Annotated in this window: 17 protein-coding genes; 7 read left to right on the forward strand and 10 right to left on the reverse strand. The window is 70.3% G+C overall.

Annotated features, from left to right (window positions below; translation table 11 throughout):
* Positions 1-8: 8 nt before the first annotated feature.
* On the reverse strand, positions 9-965 hold the full coding sequence (locus tag AMK58_RS01130) for a metal ABC transporter solute-binding protein, Zn/Mn family (protein WP_035679980.1): 957 nt from the start codon (positions 963-965) through the stop codon (positions 9-11).
* Between the two features lie 225 nt (positions 966-1190).
* Between AMK58_RS01130 and AMK58_RS01135 the strand changes: the two genes are divergently transcribed.
* On the forward strand, positions 1191-1934 hold the full coding sequence (locus tag AMK58_RS01135; protein ID WP_059398503.1) for an SAM hydrolase/SAM-dependent halogenase family protein: 744 nt from the start codon (positions 1191-1193) through the stop codon (positions 1932-1934).
* Here the strand turns inward: AMK58_RS01135 and AMK58_RS01140 are convergent.
* The 4 genes from AMK58_RS01140 to AMK58_RS01155 all read right to left on the reverse strand — a co-directional run bounded on the left by AMK58_RS01140 (position 1929) and on the right by AMK58_RS01155 (position 4060).
* Entirely contained in the window at positions 1929-2327 is a 399-nt protein-coding gene (locus AMK58_RS01140; RefSeq protein ID WP_035679971.1) for a response regulator, read from the reverse strand. The two genes, AMK58_RS01135 and AMK58_RS01140, sit on opposite strands and share 6 nt — an antisense overlap.
* A gap of 126 nt (positions 2328-2453) precedes the next feature.
* Positions 2454-3152 carry an HAD-IB family hydrolase gene (locus AMK58_RS01145; RefSeq protein ID WP_059398504.1) on the reverse strand — a complete coding sequence of 233 codons (699 nt, stop codon included), beginning with the start codon at positions 3150-3152 and terminating at the stop codon, positions 2454-2456.
* Positions 3153-3220: 68 nt separating this feature from the next.
* Positions 3221-3463 (reverse strand): hypothetical protein, encoded by a 243-nt coding sequence (locus tag AMK58_RS01150; RefSeq protein ID WP_174436610.1) that lies wholly within the window; start codon positions 3461-3463, stop codon positions 3221-3223.
* 162 nt (positions 3464-3625) lie between these two features.
* Positions 3626-4060: a Fur family transcriptional regulator gene (locus tag AMK58_RS01155; protein ID WP_035679968.1), complete on the reverse strand. Its 435-nt coding sequence runs from the start codon at positions 4058-4060 to the stop codon at positions 3626-3628.
* Between the two features lie 193 nt (positions 4061-4253).
* On the opposite strand from AMK58_RS01155, the gene AMK58_RS01160 reads away from it, so the two are divergent.
* Complete coding sequence (locus tag AMK58_RS01160) at positions 4254-5195, forward strand: transglutaminase family protein (protein ID WP_035679965.1); 942 nt, start codon at positions 4254-4256, stop codon at positions 5193-5195.
* A gap of 103 nt (positions 5196-5298) precedes the next feature.
* Positions 5299-6492: a sensor histidine kinase gene (locus tag AMK58_RS01165; RefSeq protein ID WP_035679962.1), complete on the forward strand. Its 1194-nt coding sequence runs from the start codon at positions 5299-5301 to the stop codon at positions 6490-6492.
* Positions 6493-6596: 104 nt separating this feature from the next.
* Here AMK58_RS01165 and htpG read toward each other — a convergent pair whose 3' ends face one another.
* Positions 6597-8486: a molecular chaperone HtpG gene (gene htpG / locus AMK58_RS01170; protein WP_035679958.1), complete on the reverse strand. Its 1890-nt coding sequence runs from the start codon at positions 8484-8486 to the stop codon at positions 6597-6599.
* Positions 8487-8776: 290 nt separating this feature from the next.
* On the reverse strand, positions 8777-10402 hold the full coding sequence (locus AMK58_RS01175) for a hypothetical protein (protein ID WP_059398505.1): 1626 nt from the start codon (positions 10400-10402) through the stop codon (positions 8777-8779).
* A gap of 172 nt (positions 10403-10574) precedes the next feature.
* Between AMK58_RS01175 and AMK58_RS01180 the strand changes: the two genes are divergently transcribed.
* The 3 genes from AMK58_RS01180 to AMK58_RS01190 all read left to right on the forward strand — a co-directional run bounded on the left by AMK58_RS01180 (position 10575) and on the right by AMK58_RS01190 (position 14522).
* Entirely contained in the window at positions 10575-13088 is a 2514-nt protein-coding gene (locus tag AMK58_RS01180; RefSeq protein ID WP_059398506.1) for a helicase-related protein, read from the forward strand.
* Between the two features lie 142 nt (positions 13089-13230).
* Entirely contained in the window at positions 13231-13668 is a 438-nt protein-coding gene (locus tag AMK58_RS01185) for an RNA-binding S4 domain-containing protein (protein ID WP_035669905.1), read from the forward strand.
* 122 nt (positions 13669-13790) lie between these two features.
* The gene (locus AMK58_RS01190) at positions 13791-14522 is read left to right on the forward strand and encodes a TerC family protein (RefSeq protein ID WP_035669902.1); all 732 of its coding nucleotides are present in this window, start codon (positions 13791-13793) and stop codon (positions 14520-14522) included.
* A 72-nt stretch (positions 14523-14594) separates the two neighbouring features.
* Here AMK58_RS01190 and AMK58_RS01195 read toward each other — a convergent pair whose 3' ends face one another.
* The 3 genes from AMK58_RS01195 to AMK58_RS01205 form a co-directional block, all read right to left on the reverse strand.
* On the reverse strand, positions 14595-15026 hold the full coding sequence (locus AMK58_RS01195) for a CBS domain-containing protein (RefSeq protein ID WP_236778153.1): 432 nt from the start codon (positions 15024-15026) through the stop codon (positions 14595-14597).
* A gap of 132 nt (positions 15027-15158) precedes the next feature.
* Complete coding sequence (locus AMK58_RS01200; protein WP_059398507.1) at positions 15159-15773, reverse strand: DUF938 domain-containing protein; 615 nt, start codon at positions 15771-15773, stop codon at positions 15159-15161.
* Between the two features lie 10 nt (positions 15774-15783).
* A complete protein-coding gene (locus AMK58_RS01205) occupies positions 15784-16971 on the reverse strand; it encodes a YbfB/YjiJ family MFS transporter (RefSeq protein WP_035669893.1) in 1188 nt (395 codons plus the stop codon).
* A gap of 131 nt (positions 16972-17102) precedes the next feature.
* On the opposite strand from AMK58_RS01205, the gene AMK58_RS01210 reads away from it, so the two are divergent.
* Positions 17103-18026, forward strand: coding sequence for a LysR family transcriptional regulator (locus tag AMK58_RS01210; RefSeq protein WP_059398508.1), 924 nt, complete (start codon positions 17103-17105; stop codon positions 18024-18026).
* The last annotated feature ends 40 nt before the right edge of the window (positions 18027-18066 follow it).

Below are 18066 nucleotides of genomic sequence, written 5' to 3' on the forward strand. Positions count from 1 at the left end.
CCGCCGCGTCAGCGCTGCGCCAGGGCGAGCTTGCCCTGGAAGCCGTCGGCCGGCGCCTCGCCGCCCAGCGCGCGGGCGATGGTCGTCACATTGTGGTCGATCATGCCGATGTAGGTGCCTTCGTAGCTGCCCGGCGCGCCCATGGCGTCGGAGAACAGGGCGCCGCCCAGCGTTACGCGGTGGCCGCGCGCGCCCGCGCCTTCGACCAGCGCGCGGACGTTGCGGTCGGACACGCTGGTTTCCGGGAAGACCGCCGGCACGCCGCGGTCCGCCAGCAGCGCGGCCAGCTCCTCGATGATCCGCAGCCCGGCTTCGGATTCCGTGCTGATCCCCTGGATGCCGCGCACCTCGATCCCGTAGGCGCGGCCCAGATAGTTGAAGGCGTCGTGGGCGGTGACCAGCACGCGGGCCTTGCCAGGGATGGAGGCCAGGATGCGGCGGGCGTACGTGTCGAGTCGCGCCAGTTCCGCCCCGTACGCGTCGGCGTTGCGGGCGTACGTCTCGGCACCCGCGGGGTCGAGTCGCGTCAGCCCGTCGCGGATGGACGGCAGGGTGCTCGCCCAGATCCCCACATCCATCCAGATGTGCGGATCATGGGCGCCCTCGAACTCCGGCGGGCTGAGCAACCGCTCCTTGGGCACCGCATCGCCCAGTGCCACCACCGGCTTGCCGGACTCGCGCAGCCGGTCGAAGGCGGCGGTCATCTTGCCTTCCAGATGCAGGCCGCTGATGAACACCGCATCGGCCCGCAGCAGCTTCACCGTGTCGGAGCGGGTGGGCTTGAACAGGTGCGGATCGACGCCTTCGCCCATCAGCGCCTCCACCGCCGCCCGGTCGCCGGCCACCGCCCGCACGAGGTCGGCGACCATGCCGGTGGTCGCGACGATCTTCGGGCGCTCGCCTTGGGGCCGTTCACCCTCGGCCCGCGCCGCTCCCGGCAGCAGCAGGGCGGCGGCCAAGCCCATGATGGCAATAAACTTCGTCAGGCTCTTCGTCGCGAAGGTTTTTGAACATATGTTCATATTCATTGGTCCCGACAAAGATCGGCAAGGTTAGGGCGGGCGGACCAAGTAAACGGGGCGGAGTGCATTTGCGTTCCATGAATATATGAAGCGCCTCTCCGGCCTTGCAAGGCGGTTCGTGACGATCCGTGTCTTACCGAACGGGGTGGAGTGCGCTACAGTGGCGGGATGATCGTGCTCTTTACGGATTTCGGGCTGTCCGGCCCCTACACCGGGCAGATGAAGGCGGTGCTGGCGCGAATGGCGCCGGGTCTGCCGGTCATCGACCTGTTCGCCGACGCGCCCGCCTTCGACCCGCAGCTCTCGGCCTATCTGCTGGCCGCCTACGCTCCGGAATTCCCGGCGGACAGCGTCTTCCTCTGCGTCGTCGACCCCGGCGTCGGGACCGACCGCCGCCCGCTGGTGGTGGAGGCCGACGGGCGCCGCTTCGTCGGGCCGGACAACGGCCTGTTCGAGCTGCTGCGGCGGCGGGCCGGGTCGGTGCGCGCCTGGAGCATCGGCTGGCGGCCCGAGCGGCTGTCGGCCAGCTTCCACGGGCGGGACCTGTTCGCCCCGGTGGCGGCCAGCCTGGCCATGGGGAACCCGGTCGCGCTGGAGCCCGTCGATCCGGCCGGCCTCGCGCGGCCCGACTGGCCGGACGATCTGGCGCGGATCGTCTATGTGGACGTTTATGGCAACGCCATGACCGGCCTGCGCGCCGACCGGCTGCCGGAGAACGCGGTGCTGCGGGCCGGCGGGCGCACGGTGCGCCGGGGCCGGACCTTCGCCGACGTCCCGGTGGGGGAGGCGCTGTGGTACACGAACTCCAGCGGTCTGGCGGAGATCGCCGTCAACCGGGGCCGCGCCGACCGTGACGTTGGGCGCGGCTTGGGCGGGCTGGCCGTGGGCACGCCGGTGGAGGTCGTCCTATAGCCCGTCCAGGCAGCGGTCGAGCAGCGCCAGATCCACGGGGCGGGCCAGCACGGTGACCGGGCTGTTGCCCGGCTCAGCGTCCAACTGGGCGTCCGGCGCGCCGGCGGTCAGGATGATCCGGGTGTGCGGGTAGAGCATGCAGGCCAGCGCCGCGGCCCGGTCCCCCTCGTCCTCCAGCCGGTGGCGGCGGAGCAGGGCGACGGCAGACCCCTCGACCCCGATGAGGTTCAGCGCCTCGAAGCCGCCGGACACCGTGGACACGATGAAGCCGCGCTCGGCCAGATGGCGGGCCAACTCGTCCCGCTGGCCGGGATCGTCGTCGGCGACGACGGCGCTGCGGCCCACCTGGCCGGGCGGGCGGATGTCGGCATCGATGGAAAAGCCGGTCGTCATGGGGGTCTCACCACGGGCTTCCCTGAACTTCAGGGGCCTTGAACCTCAAGAGTTTTCTACGCCACGCGGATGCCGGTTGCAAATCCCCATGGCCGGCACGCGCCGCCCGATCAGCGGATCTTGACGTCAGCGGATCTTGACGACGGTGGGGCGGTCGACGATGGACAGCATGGGCAGGTCGCTGGGCCGGTTGCCGTACGCCCAGGTCTCGCCGAAGGGGCCGTTGGCGGCGATCCAGCCGCGCACCCGCTCCAGCTTGTCCAGCCGGACGCAGTTGCCGGTGCACAGCCGCCCGGTCAGGGTGTTGTCCTCCACCTCCATCCCGGTGGCGAGCAGGTCATCGACGTCCAACCCGCGCAGCAGGGCCGGCATGTAGACGTCGAGCGCCCCGGTGGCAACGACCACCCGGCGCCCCTCGCGCCGGTGCATCTTCAAAGTCTCGACCAGCGGGGCGTGCCAGCGGATGCGGTGGACCAGCCGTTCCGCGGCGGCCAGCGCGTCGGCCACCGGAACGCCGCGCAGCGTCCGGCGCAGCAGGATGGTCTTGACCGACCCCGGAAAATCCACCCCCGGCCCGCGCCCGCGCGCGTGGCGGTGCAGGCCGGAGCGCAGGGCGTCCAGGAAGGCCAGCCGGGCGCGGTTGCGCCCGATGACCTCGCCGATGAACATCAGCAGGCTGTCGCCGTGGATCAGCGTCCCGTCGAAGTCGAAGAAGGCCACCCCCGGCGCGATGGAGGCCAGGGGGCCGGCGCCATGCGTGGTGGGGCTTCCGGTGGAGGGACCGGAGGCGATGGCGTCGAAAACGGGAGTGGCGCTGGTCTGCATGCGCCCTTATCCGGCGGAACGAGCCGCGTCACAAGCCAAATGCGTTGAGCGGAGCCGTCCTGGGCAACTTAGTGCAGCGACGGGCTGGGGCAATCATCCGCGTCCTCCGCGTCGATGAGCATCTCGCCCACGGCGATTTCTCCGGCGCATTCCTCCAGCCCGGCCTTCACGGCGATCAGGAGGTTGATGATCTCGCCGTTGTCCTGTTCCAGGATGCGCAGGCGCTCCTCCAGCTTGTCCAGACGGCGGGTGACGCTGTCGGTCAGCCGGTCGAGGCGGGCGAGAACCGGGTCGTTGTTCGTGTCGTCCATGGCGGCGGTTGATCCGTCGGTGATTCGTGTGCGTTCCTGAAGCTAGGACCACGCACCGCCTCTGGACAGACCCGCGCCCGGCGCAACCCGCAATTGATGGGATTATCGTCCGGATGGTGCCCGACGAGTCCCAAAGGACTCAGGAACGGGCACGCCCGGGCGTTACTCCCCCTCCGACGTGGTGGTGCGGCGGCGCAACGGAACACCATACAATTCGAGCCTATGGCCGAGCAGTTCATAGCCCAATTCGCGGGCTATGACTTCCTTCAGCCGTTCGAGATCTTCATTCTGGAACTCCACCACCTTTCCGGATTCGAGATCGATCAGGTGATGATGGTGCTCCGACCCGGCTTCCTCGTAGCGGGCGCGGCCGTCGCCGAAGTCCAGCCGGTCGATGACGTTCGCGTCCTCGAACAGGCGCATCGTGCGGTAGACGGTGGCGATGGAGATGCGCGGGTCGATGGTGGATGCCCGGCGGTGGACCTCCTCCACATCGGGGTGATCGGCGGCCTCCGACAGCACGCGCGAGATCACGCGGCGCTGGTCGGTCATCTTCAGCCCTTTCTCGATGCAGAGCTGTTCGAGGCGCGAAGGCATGGAAGTCCCCTTGTTGTCGTCTCATTGGCGCGCGCGGTTCAGCCCGGTCTGGCTTGGCACCTGTGGCTCCGGCCGCGCGTTGGCCGCCGTCCCTCCCCGGCACGGCCACCCAAAAGCCCGAGCACCATACTGTGATTCGGAACCATTCACAAACGCCGACGTTTGGTGTCGGCTTACGGAAAGGGCGCGCGCCATGATGACCCTGGACATCCACCACACCACCACCTACCGCTACGCCAATCCGGTGACCTTCGGCGACCATCGCCTGATGTTCCGGCCCCGCGACAGCCACGATCTGCGGTTGATCGAGACGGGGCTGGTGATCAGCCCGCCGCCGGCCTCCGTCCGCTGGCTCCACGATGTCTTCGGCAACTCCATCGCGGTGGCGAGCTTCGACCAGCCGGCGACGGAGCTGCGCTTCGAAAGCCACATCCGGGTCGATCACTACCCGATGGGCGAACTGGAGTTTCCCATCGAGGACTACGCGCGCTCCTATCCCTTCAGCTATTCCGCGGAGGAGGTGCCGGATCTGGCACTGACCACCCAGCGGCATTATCCGGACCCTGAGCATCTGGTGGACGAATGGGCCCGGCAGTTCGTGACGCTGGGCGAGGGCGGGCCGCCCGACACGCAGGACATGCTGGTGTCGATGACCCGGGCCATCAAGGAGACCTTCACCTATCAGGCCCGCGACCTGGAAGGCACCCAGAGCCCGGTGGACACCCTGACGTGGAAGAGCGGCTCCTGCCGCGATTTCGCGCTTCTGATGATGGAGGCCGTGCGCTCGCTGGGCTTCGCGGCGCGCTTCGTGTCCGGTTACCTCTACGATCCCGCGCGGGACGGGCAGGAGGGGGCGATGACCGGCGGCGGGGCGACCCATGCCTGGGTGGAGATCTACCTGCCCGGCTGCGGCTGGGTGGAGTTCGACCCGACCAACGGCATCATCGGCGGCAAGAACCTGATCCGCGTCGCCGTCGCCCGCGACCCCTCGCAGGCAGTGCCGCTCGGCGGTTCCTGGACCGGCGCGCCAGCGGATTTCCTTGGCATGACGGTGGACGTGCAGGTCACCGCGACCGGTGGGGCGGGTGCCGGCGGCGCTCCGCAAAACCCGATGCCGGCGGCTGGCGCGGCCTGATACGGCAACCAATTGCAAACGAACGTCTGGCAGAATGGAGGGTCCGGGGCTGTTTCGGTTCCGGCCTGACCGTCCCATCCGACAGACGAGGCTGCGTCACCCCGTGCTCGATCCCGATCCGACCAGTCCCGCCCCCAGCGGCACACCGGAAACGGAGGCTGCCCCCGTCCTGGTCGCGGCCCTGCTGGCCGTCCGTGAGCCGCCCGTCGGGCCGGACGCGCCCTGCCGCGCCCTGCGCGATCGGCTGGCCGCCCAGCCCGACCTGCCGGCGCTCGCCGTGACGGCGGAGGACGGGCGCATTCTGGGGCTGGTGGACCGTCTGGCGCTGGCGGGGGTTGCCGATCCGGAGGCGCCCGCGGGGACGGCAATGGACCCGGCGCCGCTGCTGGTCGAGGCCGACCTGCCGCTCTGCGAGGTCGCGCGGCGGATCATGCAGGACAATCCCGGCGCGCTGGCTTCCGGCTTCGCCGTTCTGGAGGACGGGCGGTATTTCGGCATCGGGTCGGGGGTGGCCCTGCTGGCGCGGACGGACGAGCAGATCATCCAGCGGACCCGCCAGCTCGACGAGGCCCGCCGCGCCGCCGAGCGCGCCAACCGCGCCAAGACCGCCTTCTTCGCCTGCATGAGCCACGAGATCCGCACCCCGCTGAACGCCATGATGGGCTTTGCGGAACTGCTGGAGAAGGAGGTACTGGGGCCGATTTCCAACCCGCTCTACCGCGACTACGCCCGCGACATCGCGGAAAGCGGTCGTCATCTGATGGACCTCATCAACGACCTGCTCGACCTGTCGAAGGCCGAGGCCGGGCGGCTGGAACTGGCCGAATCCCTGGTGGACGTGCCGCGCGTCGCCGTGGGCAGCGCCCGGCTGCTGTCCGACCGCGCCGGGCGGGCCGGGGTCGGCATCGAGACGGACCTGCCGCCCGATCTGCCGCCGCTGCGCGCCGACGAGCGCAAGCTGCGGCAGATGCTGCTGAACCTGCTGTCCAACGCGGTAAAATTCACGCCGCCCCACGGGGTGGTCACCCTGAACGGCCGCGTGGCGGCGGACGGGACGCTGTGCCTGTCGGTGCACGACACCGGCATCGGCATGACCGCCGACGAGCTGGAAAAGGCGCTGGAACCCTGGGGCCAGATCGACAGCGCGCTGGGCCGCAACCACATCGGCACCGGTCTGGGCCTGCCCCTGACCAAGCGGCTGGTGGAGCTTCATGGCGGGAGGCTGGACATCGACACCGCCCCTGACCGCGGCACCACCATGACGCTGGTCTTCCCGGCGGAGCGGGTGGGGGGATAAGCGTCGCCCCCACCCCGGCCCTCCCCCGCTGCGCGGGAGAGGGAGAAAAGTTCCCTCCCCTGCGAGAGCGGGGGAGGGTTAGGGAGGGGGCAACGGGGGGCGGGTTACGCCAGCCCCTTCTCCATCGCGCTCGCCAGACGGCGGGCGAAGGCGGCGGGGTCGGGCAGGGCCTCGCCCTCCACGATGCGCGCCTGGTCGAGCAGCAGCCACGCCGCGTCGTCCAGCGAGGTCGCCGCGCCGCTCGCCTTGGCGCGCTCGGCGAGGCGCTTGATCAGCGGGTGGGCGGGGTTGACCTCCAGGATGCGCTTGGCCGCCGGGGCGTCCATGCCGAGCTGCTTGTGCTGCTTCAGCAGGCGCTCCAGATGCATGTCCATGTCGTTCTCGTCGGCGACGAGGCAGACGGCGCTGTCGGTCAGGCGCTCCGACGGCCGGACGTCCTTCACCACGTCCTGGAGCGTCAGCTTCAGCAGGACCAGCAGGTCGGTCAGCTCGCCTTCGGAGGCCTTCTCCTCGGCCGGCTTCTCCTCGCCGCCCTGGATCTTGCCGAGATCGGCGCCGCCGCGGGTCACCGACTTGAAGGGCTTGTCCTGGAAGCTGCCGACCGACGGCACCCAGAACTCGTCCACCGGGTCGGTCAGCAACAGCACCTCGACGCCCTTGGCCTTGAAGCCTTCGAGCTGCGGGCTGCGCTTCAGCGTCTCGATGTCGTCGCCGCTGATCGTGAAGATGGCCTCCTGGCCCTCCTTCATGCGGCCCAGATACTCCTCCAGCGAGACCAGACCGTCACCGGCGGTGCTGCGGAAGCGCATCAGCTTCAGCAGATCGTCCCGGTGCTCGTAGTCGTCGTAGAGGCCTTCCTTGAGGACGGCGCCGAAATTTTCCCAGAAGGCCGCGTATTCCTCCGCCTTCTCGGTGTCGCGGGCCTTCTTGCCCAGCTCCGACAGGACGCGGCGGGTGATGCCGGCGCGGATCTTGGCCAGCATCGGGTTGTGCTGGAGCATCTCGCGGCTGATGTTCAGCGGCAGATCCTCGCTGTCCACCACGCCGCGCAGGAAGCGCAGGTAGGGCGGCAGCAGACCTTCCGCCGAATCGGTGATGAAGACGCGCTTGACGTACAGCTTCACCCGGTGGGCGCGCTTGGGGTCGAACAGGTCGAACGGCTTGGAGGACGGCACGAACAGCAGGTTCGTGTATTCGATGGCGCCTTCGGCCCGCCAGTGCAGGGTCAGCCACGGATCGTCGAAGGCGTGCCCGACATGGTGGTAGAATTCCTTGTACTGCTCCGCCGTGATCTCGTTCTTGGAGCGCATCCACAGGGCCGACGCGCTGTTCAGCGGCTTGGCCTCCTCGCCGTCGCCGAACAGGATCGGGATGGCGATGTGGTCGGAGTATTTGCGGACGATGGCGGAGAGGCGGTGCTCCTCCAGATACTCGTCGTCGCCCTCGCGCAGGTGCAGCGTGATTTGCGTGCCGCGCGGCAGGTCGGCCACGTCGGAGATGGTGAACTCGCCCTTGCCGTCCGACAGCCAGCGCCAGCCCTGCGTCTCCCCGGCCTTGCGGGTCAGCACCTCCACCCGGTCGGCGACCATGAAGGCGGAGTAGAAGCCGACGCCGAACTGGCCGATCAGATTGACGTCCTTCTTGGCGTCGCCCTCCTTCGCGCTGTCCTTCAGGTTGCGCATGAAGGCGGCGGTGCCGGAGCGCGCGATGGTGCCGAGGTTCTCGACCAGATCCTCGCGGTTCATGCCGATGCCGTTGTCGGCCACGGTGAGGGTCCGCGCCTCCTTGTCCACGATCAGCCGGACCTTCAGGTTCGGGTCGTCGGCGGACAGTTCGGGCTGCGTCAGCGCGGCGTAGCGCAGCCGGTCGCAGGCGTCGGAGGCGTTGGAGACCAGCTCGCGCAGGAAGACTTCCTTCTCGCTGTAGAGCGAGTGCGCGACGATGTCGAGCAGGCGGCTGACCTCGGCCTGGAAGCTGAGCCGTTCCTCGGTCATGGTGTCATCCTTGATCGTTCTTGTTGGTGGTGGGCTTGTTAGTGGTGGGCTTGCCGGTGGGTCCGGAGGACGGCGCAGATATGTGCGAGCGCGCCGCCCCATGCAAGAGCGATCGGCTGGCGTTGCACTGGAGTTTCGCAACCGGAGTGGGTGGGGGAAAGTATTGCCCCCACCCTGACCCTCCCCCGCTATCGCAGGGGAGGGGATCAACTCCCTCTCCTGCGCAGCGGGGGAGAGAAGGGGCCCATGCGCAGCATGGGAAGGGTGGGGGCAAAAGCCGCCCCCAAGCCTCAGCGCTTCTTGCCCTGGGTCGGTTCCAGCTCCGGCGCCGGCTGGCCCATGCCCATCAGAGCGCTCATATCCGCCCCGTTCAACAGGAACTGGCCGGTCTCGGTGACGTCGATCTTGTAGCTGCGCACGTCGTTGCCGGCGTCGTCCTTGGAGGCCTGCCCGAAGGCCTGGAGCATGGCGATCACGCCCAGCGCGTTCTGGGTGCTCTCGTCGGCCTTCTTGCCCGGCTTGGGCTGCATCGCCTTGGTGGCGGCGTCCAGGCCGCGCAGAAGCACGGTGCTGCTGCCCACGGCGCCGAAGGCCGAGTTGGCGGCCATGCGCATGGCGCCGGTCATGGTGCCGGAGGTCGCCGGGGTGTTGACGACGAAGCGGTCGATGCGCAGCTCCGTCCCGACCTCCGCCATGGCGCCCATCAGCCGGTTGCCGATGGCGGCCATCGCCGCTTCGTCGGTCCCGTCGTCCGGCAGGGCGGCTTCCTCCTCGCCCTCTTCCTCATCCTCCTCGCCCGCGGCGGCCTGGGATTCGGCCAGCGCGGCGAGGTCGGCGAAGGCCCGCCACAGCGAGGCGGTCGGCAGCTTCGCGGTGCTGAGCTGGATGTCCAGCTTTTCCGGCATGAAGGCCTTCGGCGCCACCTCCGGCTCCAGCGTCAGGCCGCTGGACTCGATCCCGAAGGTGGTCGAGGCCATCGGCTTGTCCAGATCCTCGGCGCTGCCGCGCAGGACGAGCTGGCCGAGGGCGAGGCGGGTGCCGTCCTCCGGGTTCAGGGCCGTCAGGCCGGACAGGCGGACGCGCCCGCTGGCCCCGCCCATCAGGTTCTGCATCAGCGGGATCAGCTCCGCCGCCGGGGGCTGGGTGCCGGCCAGGGCGTGGGTCTGGGTCAGCCGCTGCATGGCGTCGGCGCGGGCGAGGTCGACGCGGGTGTAGGTGCCCTCCATCGTCAGGCCGCCGAGGTTCAGCACCTCCTTCTTCGTCTCGTCGAGGAAGCGCAGGTTGCTGACGGACAGGGCGCCCGGCCCGCTCCACAGCGGGGTGCCGGCGGCGGCGGTGCCGTCGGGCTTCAGCTCCCCGGCGACGGTGATGGCGCCGACGGTCAGGGCGCTCTCGTCCTTCTTGCCCTTCTTGCCCTTGCGGTCGCTGGTGACCGACAGGTCGCCAAGCTCGGCGTCCATGGACAGCGCCGTCTCGTAGGTGCCGGACCACAGGGCGCTGATGCGCTGGCGGCCCAGCTTGACGGTGGCCGACGGCTTGCCGTTGTCCAGGATGGCGACGCGGTCGGGCAGGGTGGCGGTGACGGCGTGGGTGTTGCCGTCCTGCGGCTTCACCGTCAGGCGGATGGTGCCGATGTCGGCGGTGGTGCCGTCGTCCGACACCGCGGTCAGGGCGGGCAGCGCCACCTCGTAATGGTCGCCCGCCGGGGTCGCCACCGGCTCGCCGCTCCAGCGCAGCTCGGTCTCGTCGCCCTCGCTCTTGGGGAACCAGCGGGCCAGCCCGTCCTTCAGCGCGGCGGCGAGCGCCCTGGCCCCGTCCTCGGTCACCGGGGGCGCCTCCGCGCGGGCGGCGGGCGGCAGCGCCAGGGTTGCGAGCATCAGCGCGGCGGCGAGCGGACGGGCGGGAAGACGGCGCATGAGGAATCCCTTAGGGTGGAGCGCGCCAGGGTAGACGGGATAACCGGCGCCCGTCCATCGGCCCGAGGTTTTATACCGTTTCCGGAAGAGTTCGGCCCCGGATGGGCGTTGCAGCATGGCACGGCCGCCCTGACGCTTGCATTGCCGGTCCCCAGGCCCAAAACTTACGCTTATGACCTCTGTCCTTTCTTCGTCCGGGGGCGGTCTGGGTGCGGGTGGCCGGGTGGTCGCCGTGCTGGGGCCGACCAACACCGGGAAAACCCATCTCGCCATCGAGCGCATGCTCGGCCATCGGACGGGGATGATCGGCTTTCCGCTGCGCCTGCTGGCCCGCGAGAACTACGACCGCATCGTGTCGATCAAGGGCAAGAGCGCCGTGGCCCTGGTGACGGGGGAGGAGAAGATCCTGCCGCCCAGCCCGTCCTACTGGGTGTGCACGGTGGAATCCATGCCGCTCGACCGGGCGGTGGACTTCCTGGCGGTGGACGAGGTCCAGCTCTGCGCCGATCCGGAGCGCGGGCACATCTTCACCGACCGGCTGCTCAACGCGCGCGGGCTGGTGGAGACGATGTTCCTCGGCTCCGACACGGTGCAGCCGCTGATCCGCCGGCTGGTGCCGCGCGCCGAGTTCATCAGCCGGCCGCGCTTCTCGCAGCTCACCTACGCCGGCTACCGCAAGCTGACCCGCCTGCCGCCGCGCTCTTGCGTCGTCGCCTTCTCGGCGACCGACGTCTACGCGCTGGCCGAGATGATCCGGCGCCAGCGCGGCGGCACGGCGGTGGTGCTGGGGGCGCTGTCCCCGCGCACCCGCAACGCCCAGGTCGGGCTCTATCAGGCGGGCGAGGTCGACTATCTGGTGGCGACCGACGCCATCGGCATGGGGCTGAACATGGACGTCGACCATGTCGCCTTCGCCCGCATCGTGAAGTTCGACGGCTTCGCCCCGCGCCGCCTGCGCGCGCCGGAAGTGGCGCAGATCGCCGGGCGGGCCGGGCGGCACATGCGCGACGGCACCTTCGGCACCACCGACGAGGTGGGGGAGCTGGAGGCCGACGTGGTCGACCGCGTCGAGAACCACCAGTTCGAGACGATCAAGACGCTGATGTGGCGCAACAGCAAGCTGCGCTTCGACACGCCGGGCTTCCTGCTGAAGTCGCTGGAGGAGCGCCCGCCGATCCCCGAGCTGCTGCGCGCCCGCGACGCCGACGACCATCTGGCGCTCCAGGCGCTGGTCCGCGACCATGAGGTGATGGACCTCGCCAAGGGCCGCGACAACGTGCGCCTGCTCTGGGAGGTCTGCCAGGTCCCCGACTTCCGCAAGGTGCTGTCGGACGCCCACACCCGGCTGCTCGGGCAGATCTTCCGGCAGCTGCGCACCGGCATCGGGCGGCTGGACGAGGATTGGGCGGCCAAGCAGATCGCCCGGCTCGACCGCACCGAGGGCGACATCGACGCGCTGGTCGCGCGCATCGCCCACATCCGCACCTGGACCTACATCTCCAACCGGCCCTCCTGGCTGACCGACCCGGTGCATTGGCAGGCGCGCACCCGCGCCATCGAGGACAAGCTGTCCGACGCCCTGCACGAGCGGCTGACGCAGCGCTTCATCGACCGCCGCTCGGCCACGCTGGTCCGCACGCTGAAGGATGGGCGGGAGCTGATCGGCGGCGTGCGCGCCGACGGCGAGGTGGTGGTGGAGGGCCACCCGGTGGGCCGGCTGGAGGGCTTCCGCTTCGTCCCCGACGCCCCGGAGCGCTCGGAGGAGGCCAAATCCCTGCTGACCGCCGCCCGCCGCGCGCTGCGCGAGGAGGTGGCGTCCCGCCTGCGCGCCTTCGAGCAGGAGCCGGACGACGTGTTCGCCCTCGGGCCGGACGGGGTGCTGACGGCGGACGGGTTGGCGGTGGCCCGGCTCGGCCCCGGCCCGTCGGTGCTGACCCCGGCGGTCCTGCCCTTCGACGAGGGGCTGCTCGACCAGGGGCAGCTCGACCGCGTCCGCGTCCGGCTGGAGCGCTGGCTGAAGGACCGCGTCGCCGCCCGGCTGCGCCCCCTGCTGGCGCTGCGCGATGCGGCTGATCTCACCGGCACCGCGCGTGGGCTGGCCTTCCAGGTCGTCGAGAACATGGGGGCGATGCCCCGCGCGCCGGTCGCCCCGCTCGTCGAAGGGCTGGAGAAGGCCGACCGCAAGGCGCTGTCCCGACACGGGGTGCGGCTCGGCGTGTCGCACCTCTACCTGACGGCGCTCGCCAAGCCGGGGGCGGTGGAGCTGCGCGGGCTGCTGTGGGCGGTGAAGCACCGCCTGCCCCTGCCGGTGCCGATCCCGCCGCCGGGCCGCGTCTCGGTGGAGGCGACGGGCGCGCCGCCCGCCTTCTGGGAGGCCATCGGCTACCCGGCGGCGGGGCCGCGGGCGCTGCGGGTGGACATGCTCGACCGGCTGGAGACCGAGCTGCTGACCGCCGCCAAGGAGGGTCGGACGGTGGCCGAGCCGGCGCTGGCCCAGATGATCGGCGCCAAGCCGGACGAGCTGGGGGCGGTGATGAAGGGGCTTGGCTACACGCGTTCCGTGGCGGAGGATGGGGCGGTCTCCTGGCGCCGCCGCCGCAACCCGCGCCACAAGCCCCGCCGCGAGGCCCCCGTCAACGCCGACCACCCCTTCGCCAAGCTGCGCCAGCTTTCGGGAATTGGATGAGAAACGTGATTTTTCTGGTCACGATTGCCCCCACCCTAACCCTCCCCCGCTTCGCAGGGGAGGGGATGAAAGTCCCTCCCCTGCGTGAGCGGGGGAGGGAAGGGGCCCACGGCGTCAGCCGTGGGAAGGGTGGGGGCGCCGCATGACCGACCTCGACGACGATGACGATCTCCCCGACTCCGGCTCTGACCCCACCCCGGCGGGCCGGCTGCGGATCGACAAGTGGCTGTGGTTCGCGCGCTTCTTCAAGACGCGCAGCCTCGCGGCGAAGCTGTGCAACGCCGGCGGCTTGCGGGTGTCCGGCACGGTGGTCGGCAAGGCGCATTACGCGGTGAAGCCCGGCGACGTGCTGACCTTCGCCCAGGGGCGGCATATCCGCGTCATCAAGGTGGTCGCGCTCGGCAGCCGGCGCGGCCCGGCGCCGGAGGCGCAGGCCCTCTACGAGGATCTTGCCCCGCCGGTGCGCGAGGAGGCGATCCAGGACCCCTACCGCGCGCCGCCGGCCCCGCGGGAGCCCGGCGCCGGGCGTCCCACCAAGCGCGACCGCCGGGCGCTCGACCAGCTCTACGGAGAGGAGTAAGCCGGAACAGCCACGGAAAGCGGCGGTGAAGCGCGGGCCGGGCCATTGCCATTCAGGAACCGCAACCTCATCTGCGCAAAATAATCCCGCAACGGCCGACTTTTCTGGAGCCCGCCGCCCTCATGCTCGAACTGTTCTCCGACCCGCAGGTCTGGGCCAGCCTCCTGACGCTCACCGCGTTGGAGATCGTGCTCGGCATCGACAACATCATCTTCATTTCGATCATGGCGGCCAAGCTGCCGGTCCACCAGCAGCAGAAGGCCCGGCAGCTCGGTCTGGCGCTGGCGCTCCTGATGCGGCTCGCGCTGCTCGCCTCCATCTCCTGGGTGGCGACCCTCACGGAACCGCTGGTCACCGTGTTCGGCATGGGCTTCTCGGGCCGCGACCTGATCCTGCTCGGCGGTGGCCTGTTCCTGCTGGCCAAGGGCACCATCGAGATCCACAACACCGTGGAGGGCCACGAGGAGGACAGCGCCGCCCCCAAGCTCGCCAGCTTCGGCGCGGTGGTCGGGCAGATCATCGTGCTGGACATCGTCTTCTCGCTGGACAGCGTGATCACCGCGGTCGGCATGTCCAACGACCTGCCGGTGATGGTCACCGCCGTCATCATCGCCATGGCGGTGATGCTGTTCGCCGCCCGGCCGGTGGGCGACTTCGTGAACCGCCACGTCACCGTGAAGATGCTGGCCCTGTCCTTCCTGCTTCTGGTCGGCGTGGCGCTGATCGCCGACGGCTTCGGCTTCCACATCCCGAAGGGCTACCTGTACTTCGCCATCGCCTTCTCGACGCTGGTCGAGGCGCTGAACCTGATGGCCGCCGCCCGCCGCAAACGGAAGAAGGCCGAAGCGCACTGACGCTCCGGCCTTCCTGAACGGGTCTTCCGACGGGCCGCCCCTTCGCTGGGGCGGCCCGTTCGCCTTTTCGGGTCAGGTCCGCATCAGACCGTCGCGGAACTCCACCTCCTCCACCAGATGCTCGTAGGCGAGCTTGAACAGGTCGCGGATCGAGACGATGCCGACCGCACGCTTGCCCTGGGTAATCGGCAGGTGGCGGTAATGCTTGGACTGCATCAGGGTCAACGCCTCGATGGCGTCCGCGTCCGGCGACAGGGTGTCCGGGTTGCGGGTCATGATCGCCGACACCTCGGTCTCGAAGGCGTCGATCTGGGTGGAGAGCACCTTGTTGTTCAGGTCGCGCTCGGTGACGATGCCGACGAGGTCGCCGTGGTTCACCACCAGAACGGCGCCGATGTTCTTCTCCGCCATCAGCTTCGACACGGTCAGGACGGAGGTGTCCTCCGTCACCAGGATGAGTTCCTGCGACTTCACCACGTCCGGAACCAGCTTCCGCTTCATCATTTCCCCCAATTTGTAATTTGTTTACAAACTCAAGCGCTACAGGGAAACAATAGCAAATCTCGCGGGTGCGAAACTGCGGCAGAAGACCGCACCTCGGACGGGGTGGTCCGGATTGGGGGCCTGAATGGACGGTCAGCGGCGGCGCAGGACGACGGTCAGGTTGTTGGCGGGCATCTCCACCAGCTCAGCCAGGGCGAAGCCGGCGGCGGCGCGCTCCACCGCGTCGAGGTCGCGCACGCCCCAGGCGGGGTTGCGGGCCTTCAGGTCGGCGTCGAAGGCGGCGTTGCTCGTCGCGCTGTGCCGGCCGCCGCGCGTGAAGGGGCCGTAGAGCAGCAGCGGCCCGCCCGTGGGCAAAAGGCGGGCGGCCCCGGCGAACAGGCCGAGCGCCGCCTCCCACGGGGCGATGTGGATCATGTTGATGCAGACCACCGCATCGGCGCTGTGGACCGGCCAGTCGGGCGCGGCGGCGTCGAGATCCAGCGGGTCGCGCAGGTTGGTCAGCGCGGCGGCGGCGGCCCAGGAGCGGACGCTGTCGCGCAAGGCCGGGTCGGGGTCGCTCGGCTGCCACGTCACGCCGGGAAGCGCCTCGGCGAAGGCGACGGCGTGCTGGCCGGTGCCGCTCGCCACCTCCAGCACCAGACCTTGCGGCGGCAGGACGCGGCGCAGCACCTCCAGGATGGGCGCGCGGTTGCGCTCCGTCGCGGGGGCGTGGCGGCGGGACTCCTCAGGGTGCAGTGGATCGAACATGCTGGGCAGGCTACCCCCGCCGGGCGTCCAGGGCAACCGTGGCGGGGCCGGAGCGTCCGGCCATCCAGGCCCCCGCGGCGAGCAGCGCCGCGCTGACCAGCACCACAGCGGTGGCGCCCACCAGGGCGGAATCGAAACTGCCGGTGCGTGCCACCACCAGCCCCGCCGGCACCGGCCCGACGATCTGTCCCAGCCCGTAGACGGCGGTCAGTGCGCCGATGACTCGGGCCGACGCCCCGCCCGACAACTGCCGGCCCAGCGTGAAGGACAGGGTGACGATACCGATGAAGGTCCCGCCGAACAGCGCCGCCGACACCACCGCGGCGGCGGGAGACCCGGTGATGGGCAGCAGGATGCCCACGGCCTGCACGACATGGGCGAGGATCAGCGCCCGCCAGAGACCGAGCTTCCGTCCCGCCGCCGCCCAGACGATGCCGGACGGCATGGCCGCCAGCCCGGTGACCATCCAGGCCGCGGCACCCAGCTGCGCCGTCTCCGGCATGGTCTTCAGGATGGCGACCAGGAAGGTGCCGGTCACGATGTAACCCGCCCCCTCCAGGAAATAGGCCAGAGTCAGCAGGACCAGCGGGGCGGAGGGCTGGGGGCTGCCACCCCCCGCCGTCCCGGCGGCGGTGTGAGCGGCCGCCCTCGGCGGGTCGGTCACCCACAGCCAGGACAGGGTACCGAAGCCCAGGCAGGCCAACCCCAGCCACAGCCAATCGCCGCGCCAGCCCAGCCGGTCCCCCATCAGGGCGACGAACAGGCCGCTCGACGCGATGCCGATCCCGACGCCGGTGTAGAGCCAGCCGGTCCAGGACTCCCGCCCGGCGCGGGCCAACGCGTCCAGCGTCATGGCGATGCCCAGGATGAACATGCCGGCGCTGGCCAGCCCGGAGACGAAGCGCAGCACCGCCCAGGCCGCCATGTCCTCGGTGAAGCCCATGCCGGCGGTCGAGGTGACGCTGGCGATCAACGCGGTGCGGAAGACGGCGGTGCGCACCGTGCCGTGGGGCACCAGCCCGGCCCCCAGCGCCCCCAGGAAATAGCCGAGATAGTTGAGCGAGGCGAGCAGCCCGGCGGCGTCGGTGCCCAGACCGGTGGCCGCCTGCATCGCCGGCAGGATCGGCGTGAAGGCGAAACGCCCCACCCCCATGGCGATGGCCAGCGCCAGCACGCCGCCGATCAGCACCCGGACCATGGCTTCCTCCCGTAGGCTCGCGTTTTTGTGTGCTCCCATCTTCGCGCGACGGAGACCTCATTTCTAATGATTTGTTTCGATGCTATGCTTCACTGTGAGTGATGGGAGATGTCCGGATCGGGGAGGCTGCGATGGACCTTGCGGGCCTGCGTGTGGTGAAGGCGGTGGCGGACGCCGGCAGCGTCAGCCGGGCGGCGGAGACGCTGAACTGCGTCCAGTCCAACGTGACGGCGCGGCTGAAGCGTCTGGAGGAGGATCTCGGCGTGCCGCTGTTCCTGCGGCTCAGCCGCGGCATGGCCCCGACGCCGGCCGGGCGGGTGCTGGCCGACTACGCCGACCGCGTGCTGCGCCTCGTCGCCCAGGCGCGCGACGCGGTGGCCGACGCGGCGGGGCGGGGCGGGCGGCTGTCCGTCGGCACCATGGAGACGACCGCCGCCGTGCGGCTGCCGCCGATCCTCGCCCGCTTCCACGCGGAGAATCCCGACGTCGACCTGACCATCGTCCCCGGCCCCACCGAAACCATGCTGGGGGAGGTGCTGGCCGGGCGCATCGACGGCGCCTTCGTCTCCGGGGCGGTGGAGCATCCCGAACTGGTCAGCCAGCCCGTCTTCGAGGAGGAGCTGGTGCTGGTCGAACCCGCCAGCGGCATCACCAGCGAGTCCGGGCGGAACACCCTGCTGGCCTTCCGGCGCGGCTGCGCCTACCGCGCGCGGGCCGAGACGGCGATGCGCGAGGCCGGGCGGGTTCCCTACCGGGTGATGGAGTTCGGGGCGCTGGAGGCCATCCTGGGCTGCGTCGGCGCCGGCATGGGCGTCACCGTCCTGCCCCGCGTCGTGGTGGAGCGGGAGCCCTGGCGTGGCCTGTTCACCGCCCGCCCGCTGCCGCCGGAACTGGCGCGCATGCCCACCCGTTTCGTCCGGCGGGTGGATTCCATGGAGACGGTGGCCCTGCGCACCTTCCTGGAGGCGGTCGCGGAGGGGAATCCGGAGGGTGGGGCTGCGTCGCTTGCGCCCACACAACCGGCGGGGTTGATCCCGTCTCGGGCGGCGTGCTAGGCAAGCGCCGCGGTCGGGCCATGGTCCCTATCATGCCCCC

Source organism: Azospirillum brasilense, assembly GCF_001315015.1.
Taxonomy (GTDB): domain Bacteria; phylum Pseudomonadota; class Alphaproteobacteria; order Azospirillales; family Azospirillaceae; genus Azospirillum; species Azospirillum brasilense.

Bases quoted from the DNA above. Each gene is read 5' to 3' on its own strand.
- AMK58_RS01130 (WP_035679980.1), bottom strand. From the start codon at position 965: ATGGGCTTGGCCGCCGCCCTGCTGCTGCCGGGAGCGGCGCGGGCCGAG.
- AMK58_RS01135 (WP_059398503.1), top strand. From the start codon at position 1,191: ATGATCGTGCTCTTTACGGATTTCGGGCTGTCCGGCCCCTACACCGGG.
- AMK58_RS01140 (WP_035679971.1), bottom strand. From the start codon at position 2,327: ATGACGACCGGCTTTTCCATCGATGCCGACATCCGCCCGCCCGGCCAG.
- AMK58_RS01145 (WP_059398504.1), bottom strand. From the start codon at position 3,152: ATGCAGACCAGCGCCACTCCCGTTTTCGACGCCATCGCCTCCGGTCCC.
- AMK58_RS01150 (WP_174436610.1), bottom strand. From the start codon at position 3,463: ATGGACGACACGAACAACGACCCGGTTCTCGCCCGCCTCGACCGGCTG.
- AMK58_RS01155 (WP_035679968.1), bottom strand. From the start codon at position 4,060: ATGCCTTCGCGCCTCGAACAGCTCTGCATCGAGAAAGGGCTGAAGATG.
- AMK58_RS01160 (WP_035679965.1), top strand. From the start codon at position 4,254: ATGATGACCCTGGACATCCACCACACCACCACCTACCGCTACGCCAAT.
- htpG (WP_035679958.1), bottom strand. From the start codon at position 8,486: ATGACCGAGGAACGGCTCAGCTTCCAGGCCGAGGTCAGCCGCCTGCTC.
- AMK58_RS01175 (WP_059398505.1), bottom strand. From the start codon at position 10,402: ATGCGCCGTCTTCCCGCCCGTCCGCTCGCCGCCGCGCTGATGCTCGCA.
- AMK58_RS01180 (WP_059398506.1), top strand. From the start codon at position 10,575: ATGACCTCTGTCCTTTCTTCGTCCGGGGGCGGTCTGGGTGCGGGTGGC.
- AMK58_RS01185 (WP_035669905.1), top strand. From the start codon at position 13,231: ATGACCGACCTCGACGACGATGACGATCTCCCCGACTCCGGCTCTGAC.
- AMK58_RS01190 (WP_035669902.1), top strand. From the start codon at position 13,791: ATGCTCGAACTGTTCTCCGACCCGCAGGTCTGGGCCAGCCTCCTGACG.
- AMK58_RS01195 (WP_236778153.1), bottom strand. From the start codon at position 15,026: ATGATGAAGCGGAAGCTGGTTCCGGACGTGGTGAAGTCGCAGGAACTC.
- AMK58_RS01200 (WP_059398507.1), bottom strand. From the start codon at position 15,773: ATGTTCGATCCACTGCACCCTGAGGAGTCCCGCCGCCACGCCCCCGCG.
- AMK58_RS01205 (WP_035669893.1), bottom strand. From the start codon at position 16,971: ATGGTCCGGGTGCTGATCGGCGGCGTGCTGGCGCTGGCCATCGCCATG.
- AMK58_RS01210 (WP_059398508.1), top strand. From the start codon at position 17,103: ATGGACCTTGCGGGCCTGCGTGTGGTGAAGGCGGTGGCGGACGCCGGC.